This window comes from Herbiconiux ginsengi (assembly GCF_900107435.1).
Lineage (GTDB): Bacteria > Actinomycetota > Actinomycetes > Actinomycetales > Microbacteriaceae > Herbiconiux > Herbiconiux ginsengi.
Genome location: NZ_FNPZ01000001.1, coordinates 1,175,199 through 1,194,384, shown reverse-complemented (window position 1 = coordinate 1,194,384; position 19,186 = coordinate 1,175,199). Strand labels below are relative to the sequence as shown.

18 protein-coding genes and 1 pseudogene are annotated in these 19,186 nt (G+C 68.5%); 9 read left to right on the top strand and 10 right to left on the bottom strand.

Going from position 1 to position 19,186, the window contains the following annotated elements; genetic code table 11:
* Nucleotides 1-20: 20 nt before the first annotated feature.
* Nucleotides 21-587 (bottom strand): GNAT family N-acetyltransferase, encoded by a 567-nt coding sequence (locus tag BLW00_RS05760; RefSeq protein WP_092550401.1) that lies wholly within the window; start codon nucleotides 585-587, stop codon nucleotides 21-23.
* A 63-nt stretch (nucleotides 588-650) separates the two neighbouring features.
* Between BLW00_RS05760 and BLW00_RS05755 the strand changes: the two genes are divergently transcribed.
* The 3 genes from BLW00_RS05755 (at nucleotide 651) to purB (ending at nucleotide 3,083) form a co-directional block, all read left to right on the top strand.
* Nucleotides 651-1,052 (top strand): phage holin family protein, encoded by a 402-nt coding sequence (locus tag BLW00_RS05755; RefSeq protein WP_092550398.1) that lies wholly within the window; start codon nucleotides 651-653, stop codon nucleotides 1,050-1,052.
* Nucleotides 1,053-1,093: 41 nt separating this feature from the next.
* Nucleotides 1,094-1,624, top strand: a complete 531-nt coding sequence (locus tag BLW00_RS05750; protein ID WP_092552043.1) for a low molecular weight protein-tyrosine-phosphatase — start codon at nucleotides 1,094-1,096, stop codon at nucleotides 1,622-1,624.
* 64 nt (nucleotides 1,625-1,688) lie between these two features.
* Nucleotides 1,689-3,083 (top strand): adenylosuccinate lyase, encoded by a 1,395-nt coding sequence (gene purB / locus BLW00_RS05745; RefSeq protein ID WP_092550395.1) that lies wholly within the window; start codon nucleotides 1,689-1,691, stop codon nucleotides 3,081-3,083.
* Nucleotides 3,084-3,093: 10 nt separating this feature from the next.
* On the opposite strand, the gene BLW00_RS05740 is transcribed toward purB, so the two are convergent.
* Genes BLW00_RS05740 through BLW00_RS05730 form a run of 3 tightly spaced genes read right to left on the bottom strand, consistent with a single transcriptional unit; the run spans nucleotide 3,094 to nucleotide 6,065 of the window.
* Nucleotides 3,094-3,345: a hypothetical protein gene (locus BLW00_RS05740; RefSeq protein WP_092550392.1), complete on the bottom strand. Its 252-nt coding sequence runs from the start codon at nucleotides 3,343-3,345 to the stop codon at nucleotides 3,094-3,096.
* Complete coding sequence (locus BLW00_RS05735) at nucleotides 3,342-3,929, bottom strand: HdeD family acid-resistance protein (protein WP_092550389.1); 588 nt, start codon at nucleotides 3,927-3,929, stop codon at nucleotides 3,342-3,344. The genes BLW00_RS05740 and BLW00_RS05735 overlap by 4 nt, the downstream gene beginning before the upstream one ends.
* 39 nt (nucleotides 3,930-3,968) lie before the next feature.
* Nucleotides 3,969-6,065, bottom strand: coding sequence for an MMPL family transporter (locus BLW00_RS05730; protein ID WP_092550386.1), 2,097 nt, complete (start codon nucleotides 6,063-6,065; stop codon nucleotides 3,969-3,971).
* 53 nt (nucleotides 6,066-6,118) lie between these two features.
* Between BLW00_RS05730 and BLW00_RS05725 the strand changes: the two genes are divergently transcribed.
* The gene (locus tag BLW00_RS05725) at nucleotides 6,119-6,637 is read left to right on the top strand and encodes a MarR family winged helix-turn-helix transcriptional regulator (protein ID WP_245741302.1); all 519 of its coding nucleotides are present in this window, start codon (nucleotides 6,119-6,121) and stop codon (nucleotides 6,635-6,637) included.
* An 84-nt stretch (nucleotides 6,638-6,721) separates the two neighbouring features.
* On the opposite strand, the gene dnaB is transcribed toward BLW00_RS05725, so the two are convergent.
* The 5 genes and pseudogenes from dnaB to rpsF all read right to left on the bottom strand — a co-directional run.
* Nucleotides 6,722-8,095 (bottom strand): replicative DNA helicase, encoded by a 1,374-nt coding sequence (gene dnaB / locus BLW00_RS05720; protein WP_092550383.1) that lies wholly within the window; start codon nucleotides 8,093-8,095, stop codon nucleotides 6,722-6,724.
* A gap of 417 nt (nucleotides 8,096-8,512) precedes the next feature.
* The gene (gene rplI / locus BLW00_RS05715; protein ID WP_092550380.1) at nucleotides 8,513-8,965 is read right to left on the bottom strand and encodes a 50S ribosomal protein L9; all 453 of its coding nucleotides are present in this window, start codon (nucleotides 8,963-8,965) and stop codon (nucleotides 8,513-8,515) included.
* A 12-nt stretch (nucleotides 8,966-8,977) separates the two neighbouring features.
* Nucleotides 8,978-9,241, bottom strand: coding sequence for a 30S ribosomal protein S18 (gene rpsR / locus BLW00_RS05710; protein WP_022895757.1), 264 nt, complete (start codon nucleotides 9,239-9,241; stop codon nucleotides 8,978-8,980).
* Between the two features lie 33 nt (nucleotides 9,242-9,274).
* On the bottom strand, nucleotides 9,275-9,811 hold the full coding sequence (locus BLW00_RS05705; RefSeq protein WP_092550377.1) for a single-stranded DNA-binding protein: 537 nt from the start codon (nucleotides 9,809-9,811) through the stop codon (nucleotides 9,275-9,277).
* Between the two features lie 147 nt (nucleotides 9,812-9,958).
* Nucleotides 9,959-10,303, bottom strand: a pseudogene (gene rpsF / locus BLW00_RS05700) (30S ribosomal protein S6); the annotation flags it as partial.
* Nucleotides 10,304-10,471: 168 nt separating this feature from the next.
* Between rpsF and BLW00_RS05695 the strand changes: the two are divergent.
* From BLW00_RS05695 to BLW00_RS05685, 3 genes are all read left to right on the top strand, one after another.
* Complete coding sequence (locus BLW00_RS05695; protein ID WP_175494149.1) at nucleotides 10,472-11,782, top strand: glycosyltransferase; 1,311 nt, start codon at nucleotides 10,472-10,474, stop codon at nucleotides 11,780-11,782.
* Nucleotides 11,779-12,549 (top strand): PIG-L family deacetylase, encoded by a 771-nt coding sequence (locus BLW00_RS05690; protein ID WP_245741299.1) that lies wholly within the window; start codon nucleotides 11,779-11,781, stop codon nucleotides 12,547-12,549. Before BLW00_RS05695 ends, BLW00_RS05690 begins: the two co-directional genes overlap by 4 nt.
* Nucleotides 12,550-12,644: 95 nt before the next feature.
* Nucleotides 12,645-13,721, top strand: coding sequence for an inositol-3-phosphate synthase (locus tag BLW00_RS05685; protein ID WP_092550365.1), 1,077 nt, complete (start codon nucleotides 12,645-12,647; stop codon nucleotides 13,719-13,721).
* Nucleotides 13,722-13,766: 45 nt separating this feature from the next.
* On the opposite strand, the gene BLW00_RS05680 is transcribed toward BLW00_RS05685, so the two are convergent.
* Nucleotides 13,767-15,209: a CCA tRNA nucleotidyltransferase gene (locus BLW00_RS05680; RefSeq protein WP_092550362.1), complete on the bottom strand. Its 1,443-nt coding sequence runs from the start codon at nucleotides 15,207-15,209 to the stop codon at nucleotides 13,767-13,769.
* A gap of 82 nt (nucleotides 15,210-15,291) precedes the next feature.
* Between BLW00_RS05680 and BLW00_RS05675 the strand changes: the two genes are divergently transcribed.
* Both BLW00_RS05675 and murJ read left to right on the top strand, forming a co-directional pair.
* Nucleotides 15,292-17,484 carry a DUF6049 family protein gene (locus tag BLW00_RS05675; protein WP_322788330.1) on the top strand — a complete coding sequence of 731 codons (2,193 nt, stop codon included), beginning with the start codon at nucleotides 15,292-15,294 and terminating at the stop codon, nucleotides 17,482-17,484.
* A complete protein-coding gene (gene murJ / locus BLW00_RS05670; RefSeq protein WP_092550355.1) occupies nucleotides 17,477-19,117 on the top strand; it encodes a murein biosynthesis integral membrane protein MurJ in 1,641 nt (546 codons plus the stop codon). The genes BLW00_RS05675 and murJ overlap by 8 nt, the downstream gene beginning before the upstream one ends.
* Nucleotides 19,118-19,186 lie beyond the last annotated feature (69 nt).

Below are 19,186 nucleotides of genomic sequence, written 5' to 3'. Positions count from 1 at the left end.
CGGCGCCCGTTCAGGGTCGTTCAGGCCCGCCACTCGTGCTCGAGCATCGCGAACACGAGGGTGTCGGTCCATTCGTCCTTGAACCACTCGTCTTGCAGGAACAAGGCCTCCTGACGCATCCCCAGACGCCGCAGCAGGCGAGCGGATGCCTCGTTGCGGGCGTCGAGGCGGGCGATCACCCGGTGCAGGCCGAAGTCGTCGAAGGCAAGGCCGAGCACGGCCCGTGCGGCTTCCGTCGCATAGCCCCGGCCGGCCACGTCGGCGGCCATCGCGTAGCCCAGCTCGCCTCGCGCATCCGTCTCGCTGTCGTACTTCAAGAGCACCTCGCCGATCACGCGTCCGGTCTCACGCACCTCCATGGCCAGCACCAGCCACTGGCCGGGCTCGAACACCACGCCCTGGTGGGTGCGCGACTCGAGCGCCGCCCGCGTCTCATCGAGCGTGCGCACGGGCCAGGGGATGTACCGCACCACCGCAGGGTCGGAGTGGTAGAGGTGGAGATCGTCGAGATCGGCCATCCGATGCGGCCGCAGATGCAGGCGTGGGGTTTCGACGGGGTACTCGGGTGCCCAAGGGATGCGGACCATGCTCCGACTCTGCACCCGGAGGGGGCGTTTCGCGAAACGCCGGTGTCTGGGATAGTTGGGGGCATGCGCAGATTCCTCGTCTCCCTCGTCGCGAACGCCATCGCCCTCTGGCTCACCACGCTGATCGTCGGGGGAGTGAAGGTCGACGCCTTCGGCACCGACGACGGGGTGCTCTCCACCGTTCTCACCTACCTGTTCGTCACCCTCATCTTCGGTATCGTCAACGGCATCGTCGGCACCCTGATCCGAGTTGTCGCGTTCCCGCTCTACATCCTCACGCTCGGCCTCATCTCGCTCGTCGTGAACGCCCTGCTGCTGCTCCTGGCGAGCTGGATCTCGTCGCTGTTCGGATTCGGCCTCATCGTCGAGAACTTCTGGTGGGCGGTTCTGGGCGCCCTCGTGCTCGCCATCCTCGCCGCCATCATCGGCGCCATCCTGCGGCCGCTCGCCGGCAAGCGTTCGTAGCCCGCATCCGCGCCGAGGGCGCGGATGCGAGAATGGAGACCATGTCCCACGACCCCGACGAGACGCAGAACGAGGCGTTCCGCATCTCGATGGTCTGCACGGGCAACATCTGCCGTTCTCCGATGGCGGAGATCGTGCTGCGCGATCTGGTGGAGAAGGCCGGGCTCGGCGATCGCGTCATCGTGAGCTCGGCGGGCACGGGGGAGTGGCACGTCGGTGAGCACGCCGATCCGCGCACCATCGCGGCGCTCGAGTCGCACGGTTTCGACGGCAGCACCCACCGCGCGCGGCAGTTCGACCCGAGCTGGTTCGATTCGCTCGACCTCGTGGTCGCACTCGACCGCAGCCACGAGCGCGTGCTGCGCTCCTGGGCACACACCGACGAAGACCGCTCGAAGGTGCGGCTGCTGCTCGGCTTCGATCCCGAATACGCGGGCCGATCGGATGTGCCCGACCCTTACTACTCCGACGCGGCGATGTTCGAATCCGTGCTGGCCATGATCGAGCACTCCTGCCGCGCGCTGCTCCGCCAGCTCGAACCGGCGTTCCGCCGGTCACGCCTCGCCCTCTGACCGTCCCGTTCCGCGGCATCCGGCCGCCCCACCGACCGACCCCCTCACCACCTGGAAGGGCTCCATGCCTCCTCTGCCCCCTCAGCCCATCAGCCCGCTCGACGGCCGCTACCGCCCCGCGGTCACCGAACTCGGCGAGTTCCTCTCCGAAGCCGGCCTCAACCGGGCCCGGGTGCACGTGGAGATCGACTGGCTGCTCTACCTCACCGACCACTCGATGTTCGGTTCCTCACCGCTCGACCCCGAGCTCTCGCGCCGGCTCCGCGCGGTCATCCAGGACTTCGGTCAGGCCGACATCGACCAGATCGCCGAGCTCGAGGCCACCACGCGCCACGACGTCAAGGCCGTGGAGTACTTCGTGCGCCGCAAGCTCGCCGATCTCGGGCTCAACGAGATCGCCGAGCTCACCCATTTCGGCGCCACGAGCGAAGACATCAACAACCTCTCCTACGCGCTGACGATCCGCGAAGCCGTCACCGAGGTGTGGCTTCCCGCCTTCGATGCGGTGATCGCCGAACTGCGCGCCCTGGCCATCGCCCACCGCGACGACGCGATGCTCGCCCACACCCATGGTCAGCCCGCAACACCCACCACGATGGGTAAGGAGTTCGCCGTCACCGTGCACCGGCTGCAGCGCGTGCGGGCGCAGATCGAGGGCACCGAATACCTCGGCAAGTTCTCCGGCGCCACCGGCACCTTCGCCGCCGACCTGGTGGCCGACCCGTCCGCCGATTGGCAGGCCATCTCACGCGGCTTCGTGACCTCGCTCGGCCTGGAGTGGAACCCGCTCACCACGCAGATCGAGTCGCACGACTGGCAGGCCGAGCTCTACAACCGCATCAGCCACGCGAACCGCATCCTGCACAACCTCTGCACGGATGTCTGGACTTACATCTCGATGGGGTACTTCACGCAGATCCCCGTCGCCGGGGCCACCGGGTCGTCGACGATGCCGCACAAGATCAACCCGATCCGCTTCGAGAACGCCGAGGCCAACCTCGAGCTGTCGTCGGCGCTGCTCGACTCGCTCGCCGCGACCCTCGTGACCTCCCGGCTGCAGCGCGACCTCACCGACTCCACCACGCAGCGCAACATCGGGGTGGCGCTCGGGCACTCGCTGCTCGCGCTCGACAACATCCGCGGCGGCCTGGGGCAGATCTCGTTGAACACCGCCGCCCTCGCCGCCGATCTCGACGCGAATTGGGAGGTGCTCGGCGAGGCCATCCAGACGGTGGTGCGGGCGGAGGTCACCGCGGGGCGCTCGTCGATCGCCGATCCGTATGCCCTGCTCAAGGAACTGACCCGGGGCCACCGGATCGGCCAGGCCGAACTGGTGGAGTTCGTGCAGGGCCTCGACATCGGCGACGAGGCCAAGGCGCGCCTGGTGGCGCTCACGCCCGCCGGCTACACGGGACTGGCGTCGCAGCTGGTCGACCGGATCGCACCTGACGCGGAGTGACGCGCAGAACTCAGTGAGCTGAGGGCTTCGGTTCTTCGTCGTCGTCGATCTCGTGCTGCTCGGCGTCGTTCGGCTTGATCGAGAGCGAGAACATCGCCAGGATCACGAGCGACACGATGAAGGCGACGCCGAAGAAGATCAAGGAGAGGATGATCTCCCGCGTCGACAGCAACACCACCAGCCCGACGAACAGCGACATGACGGCGGACAGGACGAGCAGTTCGACCGGCTTCAGCCGATCGCGCCTCGAGGGTTGGTTCACGATCTCTTTCCAGTGGATGCGGACCCGGTAGCGGGTGACGGCTGGGTTCCCCAGCGCAGGGAGAGCCCGGCGATCACGAGGAACAGCCCGACGATGGCGGCGTAGGCGCCGAACATCCCGACGGCGAACACCGGGTCGGTGGGGAAGAAGATCAGCACCAGAGCGAACACCACGGTGAGTGCGCCGACGATGGCCCAGTCGCGGCTCGCCGGGTTCTTCGTCTGGCGCAGGCCCGAGTAGAGCTCGAGGAAGCCGCAGATGGCCGAGTTCATGGTGGCGCAGAACAGGAAGAAGCCGAGGCCGCCCGCATTGAAGCCGAGCGCGAGCGCTCCGAAGAGCACGTTCGAGATGCCCTGGATGAGGAAGATGACGCGGGTCGACTTCTCGGGCACGGTGCGCCACGACAGGGTGCCCACGATGACGCCGGAGACGATGGCGAAGACCCCGTAGGCCAGCAGGCCCGCCTGCGCCGAGTGGTTCGGCGAGAACGTGATCACCAGTGCCGTGATGATGAAGGGCACGGCACGGGCCACGGGCACACCCCAATAGGGCGACCGCACGGTCGTGCGGGGAGAGTCGGTCACTCCGGGGGCCTCGATTCAGGTCGTGCTCGTCTCCTTAGTTTATTGCGCTCCGCCTGAGTGCCTCGCGAGTGCCGGGTGCGACGGCCACCAGAAGCGGTCGCCGGTGAGGAAGACGAGGGCCGGCACGAGCACCGTGCGCACCACGAGGGTGTCGAGCAGCACGCCGATGCAGACGATCACGCCGATCTGGGTGAGGGCCACCACGGGCAGCACTCCCAGCACCGCGAACACCGCGGCGAGCAGGATGCCGGCACTCGTGATCACCCCGCCGGTGGAGCTCAGCGCCCTGACCATGCCCTCGCGGGTGCCGTGCCGCACGGTCTCCTCGCGGGCGCGGGTGGTGAGGAAGATGTTGTAGTCGACCCCGAGCGCCACCAGGAAGAGGAAGGCGAACAGGATGACGTTGGAGTCGAAGGCGGGAAAGCCCAGAACGTTCTGGAACAGCACGTTCGACGCGCCGAGGCTCGCGAAGAAGGTGGCGAGCACGCTCGCGATGAGGAGCACGGGCGCCACCAGCGAGCGCAGCAACAGCGCCAGGATGGTGAAGACGATGGCGAGGATCAGCGGGATGATGAGCGCCTGATCGGCCGCCGAGGCGGTGTTCGTGTCGAGGGCGGTGGCGTCGCTGCCGCCCACCAACGTCTCGCTCATGTCTCCTCCGGCGCTCGCATACGCATCCCGGAGCGCCTCGATCGTGGCGAAGGCGGAGTCGCTCTCGGGTTCGCTCGCGAGCGACACATCGAGGCGGGTGAGTCCGCCGGAGCTCTCGCCCGGCCGCACGGACTCCACACCGTCGATCCCACCGGCGATCGTCGTGGCCTGCTCCACCGCGCCGTCGGGCGTGAGCACAATGGTCTGGCCGGTGAGTCCGGCCGAGAAGGAGGCGTCGATCACCTCCTGAGCGGCCACCGACTCGGGGTCACCGAGCAGCTGATCGGTCTGTGAGAGCCCCACGCGGTAGCCCGAGAGTCCGAGAGCCAGGACGCCGATGCCGAGAGTGGCGACGATCGCGACGGCCGCCGGGCGGCGCGCCACCCCGCGGCCGAGGCGCATCCAGACACCCTGCTTCGCAGCGGCGTGGTGGCGCTCGTCGGTCGCTGCGACCGCTCGCGGCACGAACGGCCAGAACAGCCCGCGGCCGCACACCACGAGCGCGGCCGGCAGCACGAGCAGAGCGAAGAGCACGGCGATCACCACCCCGATCGCGCAGGCGAAGCCGAGCGCGCGGTTGCCGGCGAGCTGGGCGAAGAGCAGGGTGAGCAGGCTCAGCGCCACCGTGCCGCCGCTCGCGGCGATCGCGGGACCGGCGCTCGTGACGGCCGTGAGCATGGCCTTGTGGCGGTTCTCCTCGTGGGTGAGTTCCTCGCGGTAGCGAGCCACGAGCAGCAGGGCGTAGTTGGTGCCGGCGCCGAACACGAGCACGCTCAGGATGCCGCCGATCGAGGCGTCGATGGTGATGCCGAGCGGTTCGGCGAGCGCCGTCACCACGATGCGGGCGAGGCCGTCGGCGATGCCCACGACGGCGAGCGGAACGATCCAGAGCACCGGGCTACGGTAGGTGATGATCAGGAGGACCGCGACCACGATCACGGTCACGAGGAGCAAGCGGAAGTCGGCGCCGGCGAAGGCGTTGGAGATGTCGGCCTGGAAGCCGATGGGTCCGGTCAGCAGGGCGGTGAGTCCGTCGGGCAGATCGGTGCTCGCCGTCGCGCGCAGCTCCGTGGCGGTCGCGCTGATGTCGTCCTCGGCAGCGGTGGCGTCGAGTGGCACGGCCACCAGAGCCGCGGTGCCGTCGTCGCTGAACTGCGGAACGACGGCCTGCGGCGCGATCGACTGCTCGGCGAGGGCGGCGGCGTTCGCCGTGATGGCGGCCTTGTCGGCCTCGGTGAGCGCGCCACCGTCGCGGCTCCACACCAGGATGCCCGCCGTGGCGTCGGCACTCGGGAACTCGGCGAGCAGGGCGGTCACGTGGGCCGCGTCGCTGGAGTCGGGAAGGCCGCTCGGCGGGTAGCTGTCGGAAGCGCTCTTCGGCAGCAACGCGAACAACGCTGCGATGGCGACGACGGCCAGTCCCAGCGTGATCCAGGCGGTTCCGCGGGCGGTCAATCCGCTCACGAATCGGGCGATCGCGCGCATCCGGAGCCCTTCCTTCCACGTTGCTAAGCAACTTAGCTACCTAGGGTATTAGCATGTCAGTCATGACGGATGCGCGCAACCTCGGCGAGGTCTGGTCGCGCGACGAGCTGCCCACCACCGGCATTCCGGAACCGAACGAGATCAGCAGCTCGCTGCGCGAGATCAACTCGGTCTCGCGCGCCTTCGAACGGCGGCTCGGAGCGGTGCTCGCGGTGAACCCCACCGATCTCTCGGCGATGGAGCACCTCATCCAAGACGGCCCGCTGACGCCGAGCGACCTGGCGGCCCGCTTGGGCGTGACGACGGCGGCGTCGACCCTCGTGGTCGACCGGTTGGCGGCGCTCGGTCACGTCGAACGGCATCGGCACGAGCACGACCGGCGCAAGATCGTGGTGGTGCCGACCCGGGCATCCGTGAACCGCGCGATCGACGAGCTCATGCCGGTGATCATGGGCGTCTCCCGGCTCGTCGAGGAGCTGCCCGAGTCGGAGCGCGAGGTGATCGCCTCGTTCCTCACCCGCGTCATCGACGTCTACCGCACAGCGGTCGACGCCCCCCTCGAAGGGCCCTGACCACCCGCAACCGCCCGACTTCTTGCCCCCAAACGCCCTAATTCCACTGTTTTGGGGCGCCTGGCGGCAAGAAGTCGACGAGGGCTAGGCCGGGGGCATGTCCGCGAAGCGGGAGAAGTGGCCGTGGAAGCCCACCGTGATGGTGGCAGTGGGGCCGTTGCGGTGCTTGGCCACGATGAAGTCGGCCTCGCCGGCGCGGGGGTTGTCTTTCTCGTACGCACCTTCGCGGTGCAGCAGGATGACCATGTCGGCATCCTGCTCGAGTGAACCCGACTCACGCAGATCGCTGATGGCGGGCTTCTTGTCGGAGCGCTGCTCCGGACCACGGTTGAGCTGCGAGAGCGCGATGACGGGCACCTGCAGCTCCTTCGCCATGAGCTTCAGCGCGCGGGAGAACTCCGAGACCTCCTGCTGGCGGCTCTCGACCTTCTTGCCGGAGGTCATCAGCTGCAGGTAGTCGATGACGACGAGCTTGAGGCCCACCTTCTGCTTCAGCCGCCGGCACTTCGCGCGGATCTCGACGAGGGTCATGTTCGGGCTGTCGTCGATGTAGAAGGGGGCGTCGTTGATGCGCCCACGGGTCGAGGCCAGCGTCGTCCAGTCACGGCCCTCGATGCGGCCCTTGCGCATGCTCTGCAGGGGCACGGATGCCTCGGCCGAGAGCAGGCGCATCGCGATCTCCGAGCGCCCCATCTCGAGCGAGAAGAAGATCGACGGCATGTCGTTCTTGATCGAGGCCGCGCGGCAGAAGTCGAGCGCGAGAGTCGACTTACCGAGCGCCGGTCGCGCGGCCACGATGATCATCTGGCCCGGGTGGAACCCGTTGGTGAGGTTGTCGAGATCGGCGAACCCGGTGGGCACACCGGTCATCTGGCCGTCTTTGCCCGCGGCCGCCTCGATCTCGTCGATCGCCGCCGTCACGGCGACGGTGAGCGGAACGTAGTCTTCGACCTCGACGCCGCCGTTGACGGCGTAGATCTCGGCCTGGGCGTTGTTGACGAGGTCGGTGACCTCGCCTTCGCTGGCGTAGCCCATCTGCACGATGCGGGTGCCGGCCTCCACCAGGCGGCGCAGCACGGCCTTCTCGCTCACGATCGAGGCGTAGTAGCCCGCGTTCGCGGCCGTGGGCACGAGACTCGTCAGCGTGTGCAGGTATTCCGCGCCACCGGCTCGGTTCAGCTCACCGGTCTTGGTGAGCTCATCCGTCACCGCGATGACGTCGGTGGGCTCGCCGTGCGAGTAGAGGTTGAGGATGGCCTCGAAGATCACCTCGTGCTTCGGAACGTAGAAGTCGACCGACCGCATGACCTCCACGACGTCGGCCACCGCATCCTTGCTGAGCAGCATGCCGCCGAGGGCGCTCTGCTCGGCGAGGAGGTCGTGCGGGGGCGTGCGGTCGCCCTGACGGGTCTCCCCCGGACGCTGCTCCCCCGCCAATCCGAGATGGGCGATCGACACGTGTTACTCCTGATCTGCCGTTCGATGACGGCGCACCTGTTGCACGCACCATTCCTAACCCCGACCACTGACATCGGAGGTTCCCCCTAGGCGCTGCCCAAGACTAGGAAGAGGGCGGGAGCCCACACAAACAGCCTTGTGGATAAGCATGTGGAACATGTGCGCGAAACGCCGGGAGTGGTGTGTGTAATCTGTGGACTGGCCTGTGGACAAATCCGCCAGATTTCCTGAGAAACAGCATCTGACCTGGTGTTCTGTATTCCCACAGTCTGTGAGTGGAGACATCCTTCGACCAGTGCTTGAAGCTTCGAAAACCCGGCCCTCCCTGTGTACAGCGCTGGGGAGAGAGTTCGAGAAATCGGGCGCGAAAAAGGGGCGTCAAGGGTCGGAAACCCTTGACACCCCTTCTCGGAGTGACTACTTTGCTGCGACCACCTGAAGGGTGATCGTGGCGGAGAGGTCGTCGCGCAGGCGCACGGTGGCCTCGTGGGTGCCCGTCACCTTGATGGCGTTCGGGATCTCGATCTTGCGCTTGTCGAGCGAGCCGATGCCGGCCGCCGACACCGCGTCGGCGATGTCGGAGGTCTTCACCGAGCCGAAGAGACGACCGCCCTGGCCCGCCTTCACGGTGAGCTTGACGGTGGCGTTCTCGAGCGTCTGCTTGAGGTGCTGGGCCTCTTCGATCGTGGCGAGCTCACGAGCGGTGCGAGCCGCCTTGATCGACTCGATCTGCTTCTCGCCACCGCGGCTCCACGCCACGGCGAAGCCCTGCGGGATGAGGTAGTTGCGGGCGAAGCCGTTCTTGACGTCGACGACGTCTCCGGCGGAGCCCAGTCCGGTCACCTCGTGGGTGAGAATGAGTTTCGACATGAATGCTGCTCCTTAACGGCCCGAGCCGGCGTAGGGCAGAAGTGCCATTTCGCGGGCGTTCTTGACGGCACGGGCGATGAGGCGCTGCTCCTGGACGGAGACTCCCGTGATACGGCGAGCGCGGATCTTTCCACGCTCCGAGATGAACTTGCGAAGGGTCGCAACGTCCTTGTAGTCGATGACTCCGACGCGAATGGACTTCGCGGGAGCGGCGTTCTTCGCGCCCTTGGCGCCGCGGAGCGGCTTGCGGCGGTCGCCGCTTGACTTTCCAGCCATGGTTTTTCTGTCCTGTTCTGAAAGAAGAGAAGTTTAGAAGGGGGTGTCGTCGGCGTAGCTGCCGGGAGTGTTCCAGACGTCGCCGCCTGCGCCACCGGATGAGGAGGGAGCGGATGCCGCCCACGGCTCGTCGACGGCCGGCTGGCCACCGCGGTTTCCACCGCCGCCACCACCGAACGATCCGCCACCGGCACCGGGGCCACCACTGGTGGCACGGGTGACCTGTGCGGTCGCGTAGCGGAGCGAAGGACCGATCTCGTCGACCTCGAGCTCGATCGAGGTGCGCTTCTCGCCCTCTTTCGTCTCGTAGGAGCGCTGGCGCAGACGGCCGGTCGCGACGACGCGGCTGCCCTTGGTCAGCGATCCGGCGACGTGCTCGGCGAATTCACGCCAGACGCTCGCGCGGAGGAACAAGGCCTCGCCGTCTTTCCAGTCGTTCGACGCGCGGTCGAAGGTTCGGGGAGTCGACGCGATCGTGAAGTTCGCGACAGCCAGCCCGTTCTGCGTGTAGCGCAGCTCGGGATCGGCGGTGAGGTTGCCCACCACGGTGATTACGGTTTCACCGGCCATGACGGACTACTCGCTGGCCTCAGCCGGAGCGGCAGCCGCAGGAGCAGCAGCCGGAGCAGCAGCCGCAGCGGGCTTGGCGGAGGAAGCAGCCTTGACGGCAGCGGCCGGAGCGGCAGCGGCCGACGGCGCCGAAGCAGCAGCCGGAGCAGCGGCCTTGGGGTTGGCGGCCTTGCGGGCGGCCTTCTCCTCGGCGAGCTTCGACGCGGCGGCGACCTGCGCGATGGCCTCTTCGGCACGCAGCACCTTGGTGCGCATGACGGCCTCCGACAGCTTCAGCTGACGGTCGAGTTCCTTCGTGGCGTCGGCGTTCGCGGTGAGGTTCACCACGGCGTAGATGCCTTCGGTCTTCTTGTTGATCTCGTAGGCCAGGCGACGACGACCCCAGATGTCGATGTTGTCGACAGTGCCGCCATCGTTGCGGATGACGTTGAGGAACTTGTCGAGGCTGGGAGCCACGGTGCGCTCATCGATCTCAGGATCGAGGATCACCATGAGTTCGTACTGATGCGTCACAAACCCACCTCCTTCGGACTTGAACGGTCACAGACGGTCTGTGACAGGAGGGTTCTGCATCGGTCCCGCACCCGCGTGGAGAATTCCACTGGGCACAAGACAACCTGAGTAGCCTATCAGACCGGGTCGATGTGTGAAGGTGGAAGGGTGAGTCGCCGTATCGCCCTGGTCTCCCTGCACACCTCGCCGCTGGCGACGGCGGGCAGCGGCGACGCGGGCGGGATGAACGTCTACCTGGTGGGCCTCGCCGGCGCGCTGCGGGCGCGCGGCTACGAGGTGGAGCTGCTCACGCGCGACACGGGCGACCCGGATGCGCGTGACCCGCACGCTCGCACCGTCGACGGCGTTCCGGTGCGGTTCCTGCGGGCCGGGCCCCGCGCATCCGTGCCCAAGGCACGACTCGCGGCGCTGACCGGCGAGTTCGGCCGCGCGATGTCGGAGCTGCCGGCGTTCGACCTGGTGCACTCGCACTACTGGCTCTCGGGCGCCGCCGCACTGCCCGTCGCGCAGGGCTGGGGCGTGCCGCACGTGCTCAGCCTGCACACCGTCGCCGCCGCGAAGAACGAGCACCTCGCGCCCGGCGACGAGCCGGAGCCCGCGGAGCGACTACGAGCAGAGGCAGCGCTCGTGCGCGACTCCGACCTGACCGTCGCGGCGACGCAGGCCGAGCGCGCGGCGATCCTGCAGGCGACGGAAGCCGCTCCCGGCCGCGTCGCTGTGGTCACCCCCGGCGTCGATACGCATCTCTTTCACCCTGTGCCCGCCGCGACCGGCCCGGCGCCCGTTCAGCCGGTCGCACGGGATGACGTCTCGGCGCATCCGGCGACCTGGAAGGAGTCGGAGAGCGGGAGCGCACTCCCTCGAGACGACCGGCCGACGGTGCTCGCGCTCGCGCGCATCCAGCCGCTCAAGGGCGTCGACCTCGCCATCCGCGCCGTCGGCGCCATCCCGCGCGGGCGACGGCCGAGGCTCGTGATCGCGGGCGGCACGAGCCCGGGCCACGAGGCCTACGCATCCGGACTGCACGGCCTCGTCACCGCGCTCGCCCTGCACGACGACGTGTCGTTCCTCCCCGCCCAGTCGCGCGCCGACGCCGCCGCGCTCGTGCGCGAGGCGACCCTGCTCCTCGTGCCCTCGCACTCCGAGACCTACGGACTCGTGGCGCTCGAGGCCGCCGCCAGCGCCACTCCGGTCGTCGCGGCGTGCACGGGTGGACTGGTCGAGTCGGTGCTCGACGGTGTGAGCGGCATGCTCGTCGACGACCGGTCTCCGGATGCCTGGGGTCGGGCGATCGACGACCTCCTGCACGACCCGGCCCGGCTGGCGGACCTCGAGGCGGGTGCCCTCCGGCACGGCCGCACCCACAGCTGGCCGCACACGGCAGAGCATCTCGCCGCCTTCTACGACGACCTGCTCGAGCGCAACAGCCGGCACGACGGGCCAGAATGGCGGGCATGAGCGATTCCCTCCTCGTCTTCGGCAGCCGTCCCGTGTTTATGCACGCGCATCCGGACGACGAGTCGATCTCGACCGGGGGCACGATCGCTCTCCTCGCCAGACGTGGCGCCCAGGTCACGATCCTCACCGGCACGCGGGGCGAGCGCGGCGAGGTGGTGCCGGGCGATCTGCACGAACTCGAAGGCACCGCGGCGCTCGGCCCGCACCGGGTCGGCGAGCTCGCCTCGGCGCTGCGGGAGTTGGGCGCCCCCGCTCACGCCTTCCTCGGAACCGCGCCGGCGCGGGCACGCGACCGAGCAGAGCGGGAGTATTCCGATTCGGGCATGCGTTGGGGCGCCGACGGATTCGCCGAGGCGGCCGAGGATGCGAGTCCTACGTCGCTGAGTCTCGCCGCGCTCGACGAAGTCGTCGACGACGTGCTCGCCGCGGCGACGGCGGGCCGGCCGACGGCGATCGTGAGCTACGACGCCCTGGGCGGTTACGGGCATCCCGATCACGTGCGGATGCACGCCGCCGGCGTCGAGGCGGCGCGCCGTCTCGGGGTCGCGTTCTTCGCGATCGTCGAGCCGCGGGTGGCCGGAACCGACGACGACCACGACGACGAGCTGATCGAGGTCGACCTGCTCCGCTTCGATGGCCTGGCGGCGAAGACGCGGGCCATGGCCGCCCACCGCACGCAGCTCACGGTCGAGAACGGCAGCTTCGTGCTGAGCGGCGGGCAGCGGCATCCGATCGGCGCGGTCGAGCGGTTCCGACGTCTCTTCTGAGGCCGACGGTCACGGCATCGCAGTCGAGCCGGATAGAATCGTTGAGTTTTGACAACGACCGAATCACCGACAACAGAACAAAAGGGCTGGGCCGAATGAGCATCAAGGTGGCGATCGCCGGAGTCGGGAACTGCGCGAACTCCCTCATCCAGGGCGTGACGTATTACGCCGACGCGGATGAGACCGACGCGATTCCCGGGCTCATGCACACCCGCTTCGGGCCGTTCCACGTGGGAGACCTCGAGTTCGTGGCCGCCTTCGACGTCGACGCCGCGAAGGTGGGCGCCGATCTCGCCGACGCCATCTGGGCGAGCGAGAACAACACCCTCAAGTTCGCCGACGTGGCGCCGACCGGCGTCACCGTGCAGCGGGGGCCGACCCTCGACGGCCTGGGCGAGTACTACGTCGAGATGATCGAGGAGTCCGACGCCGCGCCGGTCGATGTGGCCGCAGCCCTCCGCGCCTCGGGTGCCGAGGTGCTCGTCTGCTACCTCCCTGTCGGTTCCGAGCAGGCCGCCAAGCACTACGCCCAGGCGGCACTGGATGCCGGTGTCGCGTTCGTGAACGCCGTGCCCGTGTTCATCGCGAGCGATCCCGAATGGGCCGCCAAGTTCGTGGCGGCCGGTCTGCCGATCGTGGGCGACGACATCAAGAGCCAGGTCGGGGCCACCATCACGCACCGGGTGCTCGCTCGTTTGATGGAGAGCCGCGGCATCCACATCGACCACACCTACCAGCTCAATGTCGGCGGCAACATGGACTTCAAGAACATGCTCGAGCGGCGGCGCCTGAAGTCGAAGAAGCTCTCGAAGACGCAGTCGGTCACGAGCAACATCGACATCGACCTGCCCGAACGCGACATCCACATCGGCCCGAGCGACCACGTGCCGTGGCTCGACGACCGCAAGTTCGCCTTCGTGCGGCTCGAGGGGCACGGCTTCGGCGGCGCCCCCATCAACCTCGAGTACAAGCTCGAGGTGTGGGATTCGCCGAACTCGGCCGGTGTCATCATCGACGCCGTGCGTGCCGCGAAGCTCGCGCTCGACGCCGGGCTCGGCGGCCCGGTGGAGTCGGCCAGCGCCTACTTCATGAAGTCGCCGCCGGTGCAGTTGCCCGACGACGTGGCCCGCACCCGACTCGAGGAGTTCATCGCCGCCAACACCCCGGCGTGACCTGCGGCGGGCTGTCACCCCGCATTCGCGCCCGGCGAACCGTCATCAGGCGGTGCGCGCCGCCCACCACTCCTTGAGACGAGCCGTGGCCTCCTCCTCCGAGAGCGGGCCCTCGTCGAGGCGCAGCTCCAGCAGGAAGGCATAGGCCTCGCCCACCGCGCGAGACGGCTTGAGGTCGAGGATCGCCATGATCTGCTCGCCGTCGAGATCGGGGCGAACGGATGCCATCTCCTCCTCAGCGGCCAGAGTCGCGATCCGCTCCTCCAGATCGTCGTAGGCGAACGACAACCGGTCGGCCTTGCGGCGGTTGCGGGTGGTGACGTCGGCGCGGGTGAGGATGTGCAGCCGCTGCAGTTGATCGCCCGCGTCGCGTACATAGCGGCGCACCGCCGAGTCGGTCCAGGCGCCGTCGGTGTAGCCGAAGAAGCGCAGGTGCAGTTCGATCAGGCGACTCACGGCGGCGATCGTGTCGTTGTCGAAGCGCAACTCGCGCAGGCGCCGTTTCGCGAGCTTGGAACCCACCACGTCGTGATGATGGAAGCTGACCTGCCCACCCGGCTCGTTGCGCTTGGTGGCGGGCTTGCCGATGTCGTGCAGCAGGGCGGCGAGGCGCAGCACGAGATCGGGCGAGGTGATGCCCGTTTCGGAGCCCGCACGCGCCTTCTCGAGCTCGATGGCCTGGTCGAGCACGGTCAGGCTGTGCTGGTAGACGTCCTTGTGGTGGTGGTGCTCGTCCATCTCGAGCTGCAGCGCCGGGATCTCCGGGATGATCAGCTCGGCCAGCCCGCTCTCGACCAGCAGTTCCACACCGGCGCGCGGCGCATCCGTCTTCAGCAGCTTGGAGAGCTCGTCGTTGACCCGCTCGATCGAGACGATGCCGATCGAGTCGCGCATCTCGGAGATGGCGATCGCCGTGTCGGGCGCCACGGTGAAGCCGAGTTGTGCGCTGAAACGGATGGCGCGGAGCATCCGCAGCGGATCGTCGCCGAACGACACCTCGGGCGCGCCGGGGGTGCGCAGCACGCCGGCGATGAGATCGTCCATGCCGTGCGCGGGGTCGACCAGCACGAGCTCGGGCACCCGCAGGGCCATCGCGTTGACCGTGAAGTCACGCCGCCGCAGGTCACCCTCGAGGCTGTCGCCGAACTCCACGGCGGGCTTTCGGGTGGTGCCGTCGTAGCTGTCGGACCGGTAGGTGGTGATCTCCACGGTCTCGCCGTCGATCCGCGCGGCGATGGTGCCGAAGGCGCGCCCGACATCCCACTGAGCCTGCGAGACCGGCGTGACGAGGGCCAGGATCTGGTCGGGCGTGGCATCCGTCGTGAAGTCGAGGTCGGTGATCGGCCGGCCGAGGAAGGCGTCGCGCACCGGGCCGCCCACGAGAGCCAACTCGTGGCCGGCTGCGGCGAAGGCCGCCGCGAGAGTCGCAACCGGACCACTCGCCGCGAGCTTCCCGAGGAACTCGAGGGATTGCTGAACCGGCTGCACCGGCCCATTTTAGCCGGGCCTTCCGCCGGGCCCTGGCGGTTCCCGGTTCTCCCAGGCCCCTTCTCCTAGAATCGCAGTACGGATGCGGGTGCCCCCAGCGCTCCCACGACTACCTATGAACTCACCAGCGCGTCGATTGATTCGAGTTGCGCCCGCGATCGCCGCAAGTGCGCTGATCGCCGGTGCAGTCTTCGCGACCCCGATGGCAGCCGGTGCGACGGATGCGCCCGCCACGCCGACCACGACCGTCGCGCTCTCCGTCGCCCCGGCCGGCAACGGCGTCGTCACGCCCGGAGCCGACCTCCCAGTGACGGTCGAGGTCGCGAACCCCGGCCCTGACACGATCGCGGAGGGCACGATCGACATCGTGCTCGAGCGCTCCGCGCTCACCTCGGCGAGCGCCTACGACGCCTGGGTGGCCGGCCCGGCCGACGACGCGCCGGCCGACGACGATCTCGTCACGGTCGCCACGGCTCCCTCGGCCGCGGTTCCGCTCGGCGCGACCCATTCGGTGCAGCTCACCGTTCCGGCCGATCGACTCGCGCTCGGCGAATGGGGCAGCTACGGACTCGAAGCCCGCCTCACCGTCGACGGGGTCGTCGTCGCCGACACGCGGTCTGCGATCGTCTGGAACGATCCGGCCACCACGACGCCGGCCGCGGCCGACGTCACGGTCATCGCCCCGCTCACGAGCATCGCGAGCACCACGGGTCTCATCCCCGCAGCCACGCTCGAGACCTTCACCAGCGAGACGGGCGTACTCACGCGGGAACTGGATGCAGTCATCGACCGACCGGTCACGATCGCGGTCGATCCGCGCATCATCGTCTCGATCCGCGCCCTCGGATCGACGGCACCCGACTCGGCCGTCGGCTGGCTCGAGCGCTTGGACGCCGCATCGAACCCGATCATCCCGCTCACCTTCGGCGACTCCGACATCGCGGCAGAGCGCCAGGCCGGCGCACCCGGGGTGCTCGAACCCACCTCCTTCGCCTACGCGCTCAATCCGGCGAACTTCACCGACGTCGACGAGCTGATCGAGCCCGCGGCGACCCCCACTCCCGCACCGACCGGCACACCCTCGCCCACCCCCACGCCGGCGCCCGCCGCGGTTCCCACGCTCGAGCAGCTCACCGACTGGGACTACACGAGCACCGCCATCGCCTGGCCCCGCGCCGGCTCGGTGGTCTCGGCCGACCTGCCGTTCTTCGCGCAGTCGGGACTCACCACGAGCATCCTCGACTCGACGCAGCTCTCGGCCGGCGAAGGCGGCGCGCTCGACGCCGTCGTCTCGGTGGGAGATCAGACCGCGCTCGTCGCCGATCACGGCATCTCGACGGCGCTCCAGGATGCGCTGGCCGCCAATTCCGACGCGCGCCGCGGCCAGGCCCTTTCCCAGCTCTCGGCCTCACTCGCGATCGCCGCCGGCGCGGGAGGTGGCGCGGATGCCGATTCCGGCACATCGGGGCGCCCCGTGCTCGCGGTGCTCGACCGCACCGCGATGAACCTCACCGACCTCGATCAGGTGCTCGGTGCCCTGCAGTCCTTGCCCTGGGCGAGCACCGCCCCCCTGCAGAACCTGCTCTCCGAGACGCCCACCCAGTCGGTCACGCTGATCGACGCGGCGGAGTCGGCGGATCGGGTGGGGCAGATCCAGCGGCTGCTGGGCGCCTCGCAGAGCATCGACTCCTTCTCCTCGGTTCTCGCCGATCCGCAGGTGCTCACCGGCGAGAACCGCGCCGACCTGCTGGCGCTGCTCTCCAACAGCTGGGTGCCCAACGAAGGCGGCTGGAACGTGGCCGTGCAGGGCAGCCTCGACGCCACCACGAAGACGCTCGGCTCCGTGCAGATGATCGACGGATCGAACATCAACCTGCTGTCGAATCAGGCCCCGCTCCCGGTGACGCTGAGCAACGAACTGCCCTATCCGGTGACCGTGCTGGTGCATGTCACGCCCTCGAACGGCCGCCTGCTGGTGGAGCAGAACGACGTCGAGGTGACCATCGAGGCCTCCTCGAGGAAGGGCGCGCAGATCCCCGTCACCGCGGTGGCGAACGGAGCCGTGACGCTCAACATCCAGCTGCTCAGCACGACGGGCGTGCTGATCTCGACGCCCTCGCCGGTGGTCGTGAACGTCAGCGCCGAATGGGAGACCTGGGGCACCGTACTCTTCGCCATCCTCGTGGTGCTCGTGTTCGGCTTCGGCATCGTGCGCAACATCCTGCGCCGCCGCAAGAAGAGGCGCACCGAAGACACGGAGGCCGCGGATGAGTGAGACGACTCCCAGCCCGAGCCCGAATCCCAGCATCGGCCGCTCGAGCGCCCTGCTCGCCTCCGGAACCATCGTCTCGCGGATCATGGGCTTCGTGCGCACGATCATCCTGGCGCAGACCATCGGCCTGGTGGGCAGCGCCAGCGCCGACGCGTTCGCGGTGGCGAACCAGCTGCCCAACAACATCTACGTGATCATCGCCGGCGGAACCCTGAGCGCCGTGCTCGTGCCCCAGATCGTGCGCGCCATGCTGCATTCGGATGGCGGCAAGGGCTACATCAACAAGCTCTTGACGATCACCATGGTGATCCTCGGCGGCACCACGCTGGCGGCGACCCTCCTCGCACCGGTGCTGGTCACGATCTCGGCGGTGGGCTTCACGGGTGAGCAGCGGGCCCTGGCGATCGCCTTCGCCTACTGGTGTCTTCCGCAGATCTTCTTCTACGGGCTCTACACCGTGCTCGGCGAGGTGCTGAACGCGAAGAACGTCTTCGGCCCCTTCACCTGGGCGCCGGCGCTCAACAATGCCATCTCGATCGCCGGCCTCGTGGTGTTCATGCTGCTGTTCGGCGACGACCCCAACGGCGAGCGAGCCGTCTCCGACTGGGGGCCGGACAAGATCGCACTGCTCGGCGGTTTCACGACACTCGCGGTGGCGGCGCAGGCGCTCGTGCTCTTCGTCGCCTGGCGGCGGGTCGGCATCCGTTACCGACCGGATTTCGCCTGGCGCGGAGTGGGCCTCGGATCGGCCGGCAAGCTGGCCGGCTGGACCTTCGGCATGCTGCTGGTGACCCAGGCGGCGGGGCTGGTGGAGACCAACGTGGCGTCGATCGCCTCCGGCTCCGACGCCTCGATCGCCACCATCCAGAACGCGTGGCTGATCTTCATGCTGCCGCACTCGCTCGTGACGGTCTCGATCGTCACGGCCTACTTCACGAAGATGTCCGGCCACGCCAATCGCGGCGAGATCCCGCAACTGCGAACGGATGTCTCGGCGGCCATCCGCTCCACCTCGCTCTTCATGGTGCTCGCCATGGTGGTGCTCATCATCGTCGCCTATCCCTTCGCAAGCCTGTTCAGTCAGAGCTTCTTCGGCGCTTCGGCGATGGGCGACGTGCTGATCGCCTTCCTCGTCGGCCTGCTGCCCTTCACCGTGCTGTTCGTGGTGCAGCGGGTCTTCTACTCGTTGAGCGACACCCGCACTCCGTTCTTCCTGCAGGTGCTCCAGGCGTCGATCTTCACCGTGCTCGCGCTCGCGTGCTCGTTCCTGCCCGTCGAATGGGTCGCGGTCGGTCTCGCCCTGGCGCTCTCCGCGGCCACCGCGGTGCAGACCCTGGTGGCTGCGTTGATCATCCGGCGCCGCCTGGGTGGTCGTGGTGGGGCCACCGTGCTGCGGAGCTACGGCCGTTACGGTCTCGCCGCCATCCCCGCGTCCGTGGCCGGCTACGCCGTGATGTCCGCCCTCGGCGGGCGCACCGAAGGGGGCTTCGCCGTGACACCGTTCGTGCCCGCCATCGCGTCGATGGCGATCGTCGGAGTGGTCATGCTCGTCGTGTACCTGGGCGCCCTGTTCCTGCTCCGTTCGCCGGAGCTGCGGGATGCTCTGCGGCCGATCCGGGCACGACTGAACCGGTAGCGGCGTCCGCTCCGAACACACCTGAAAGCGACCTCCGACCGCCGCTGGCACTGGAATACTCCGCGGTTA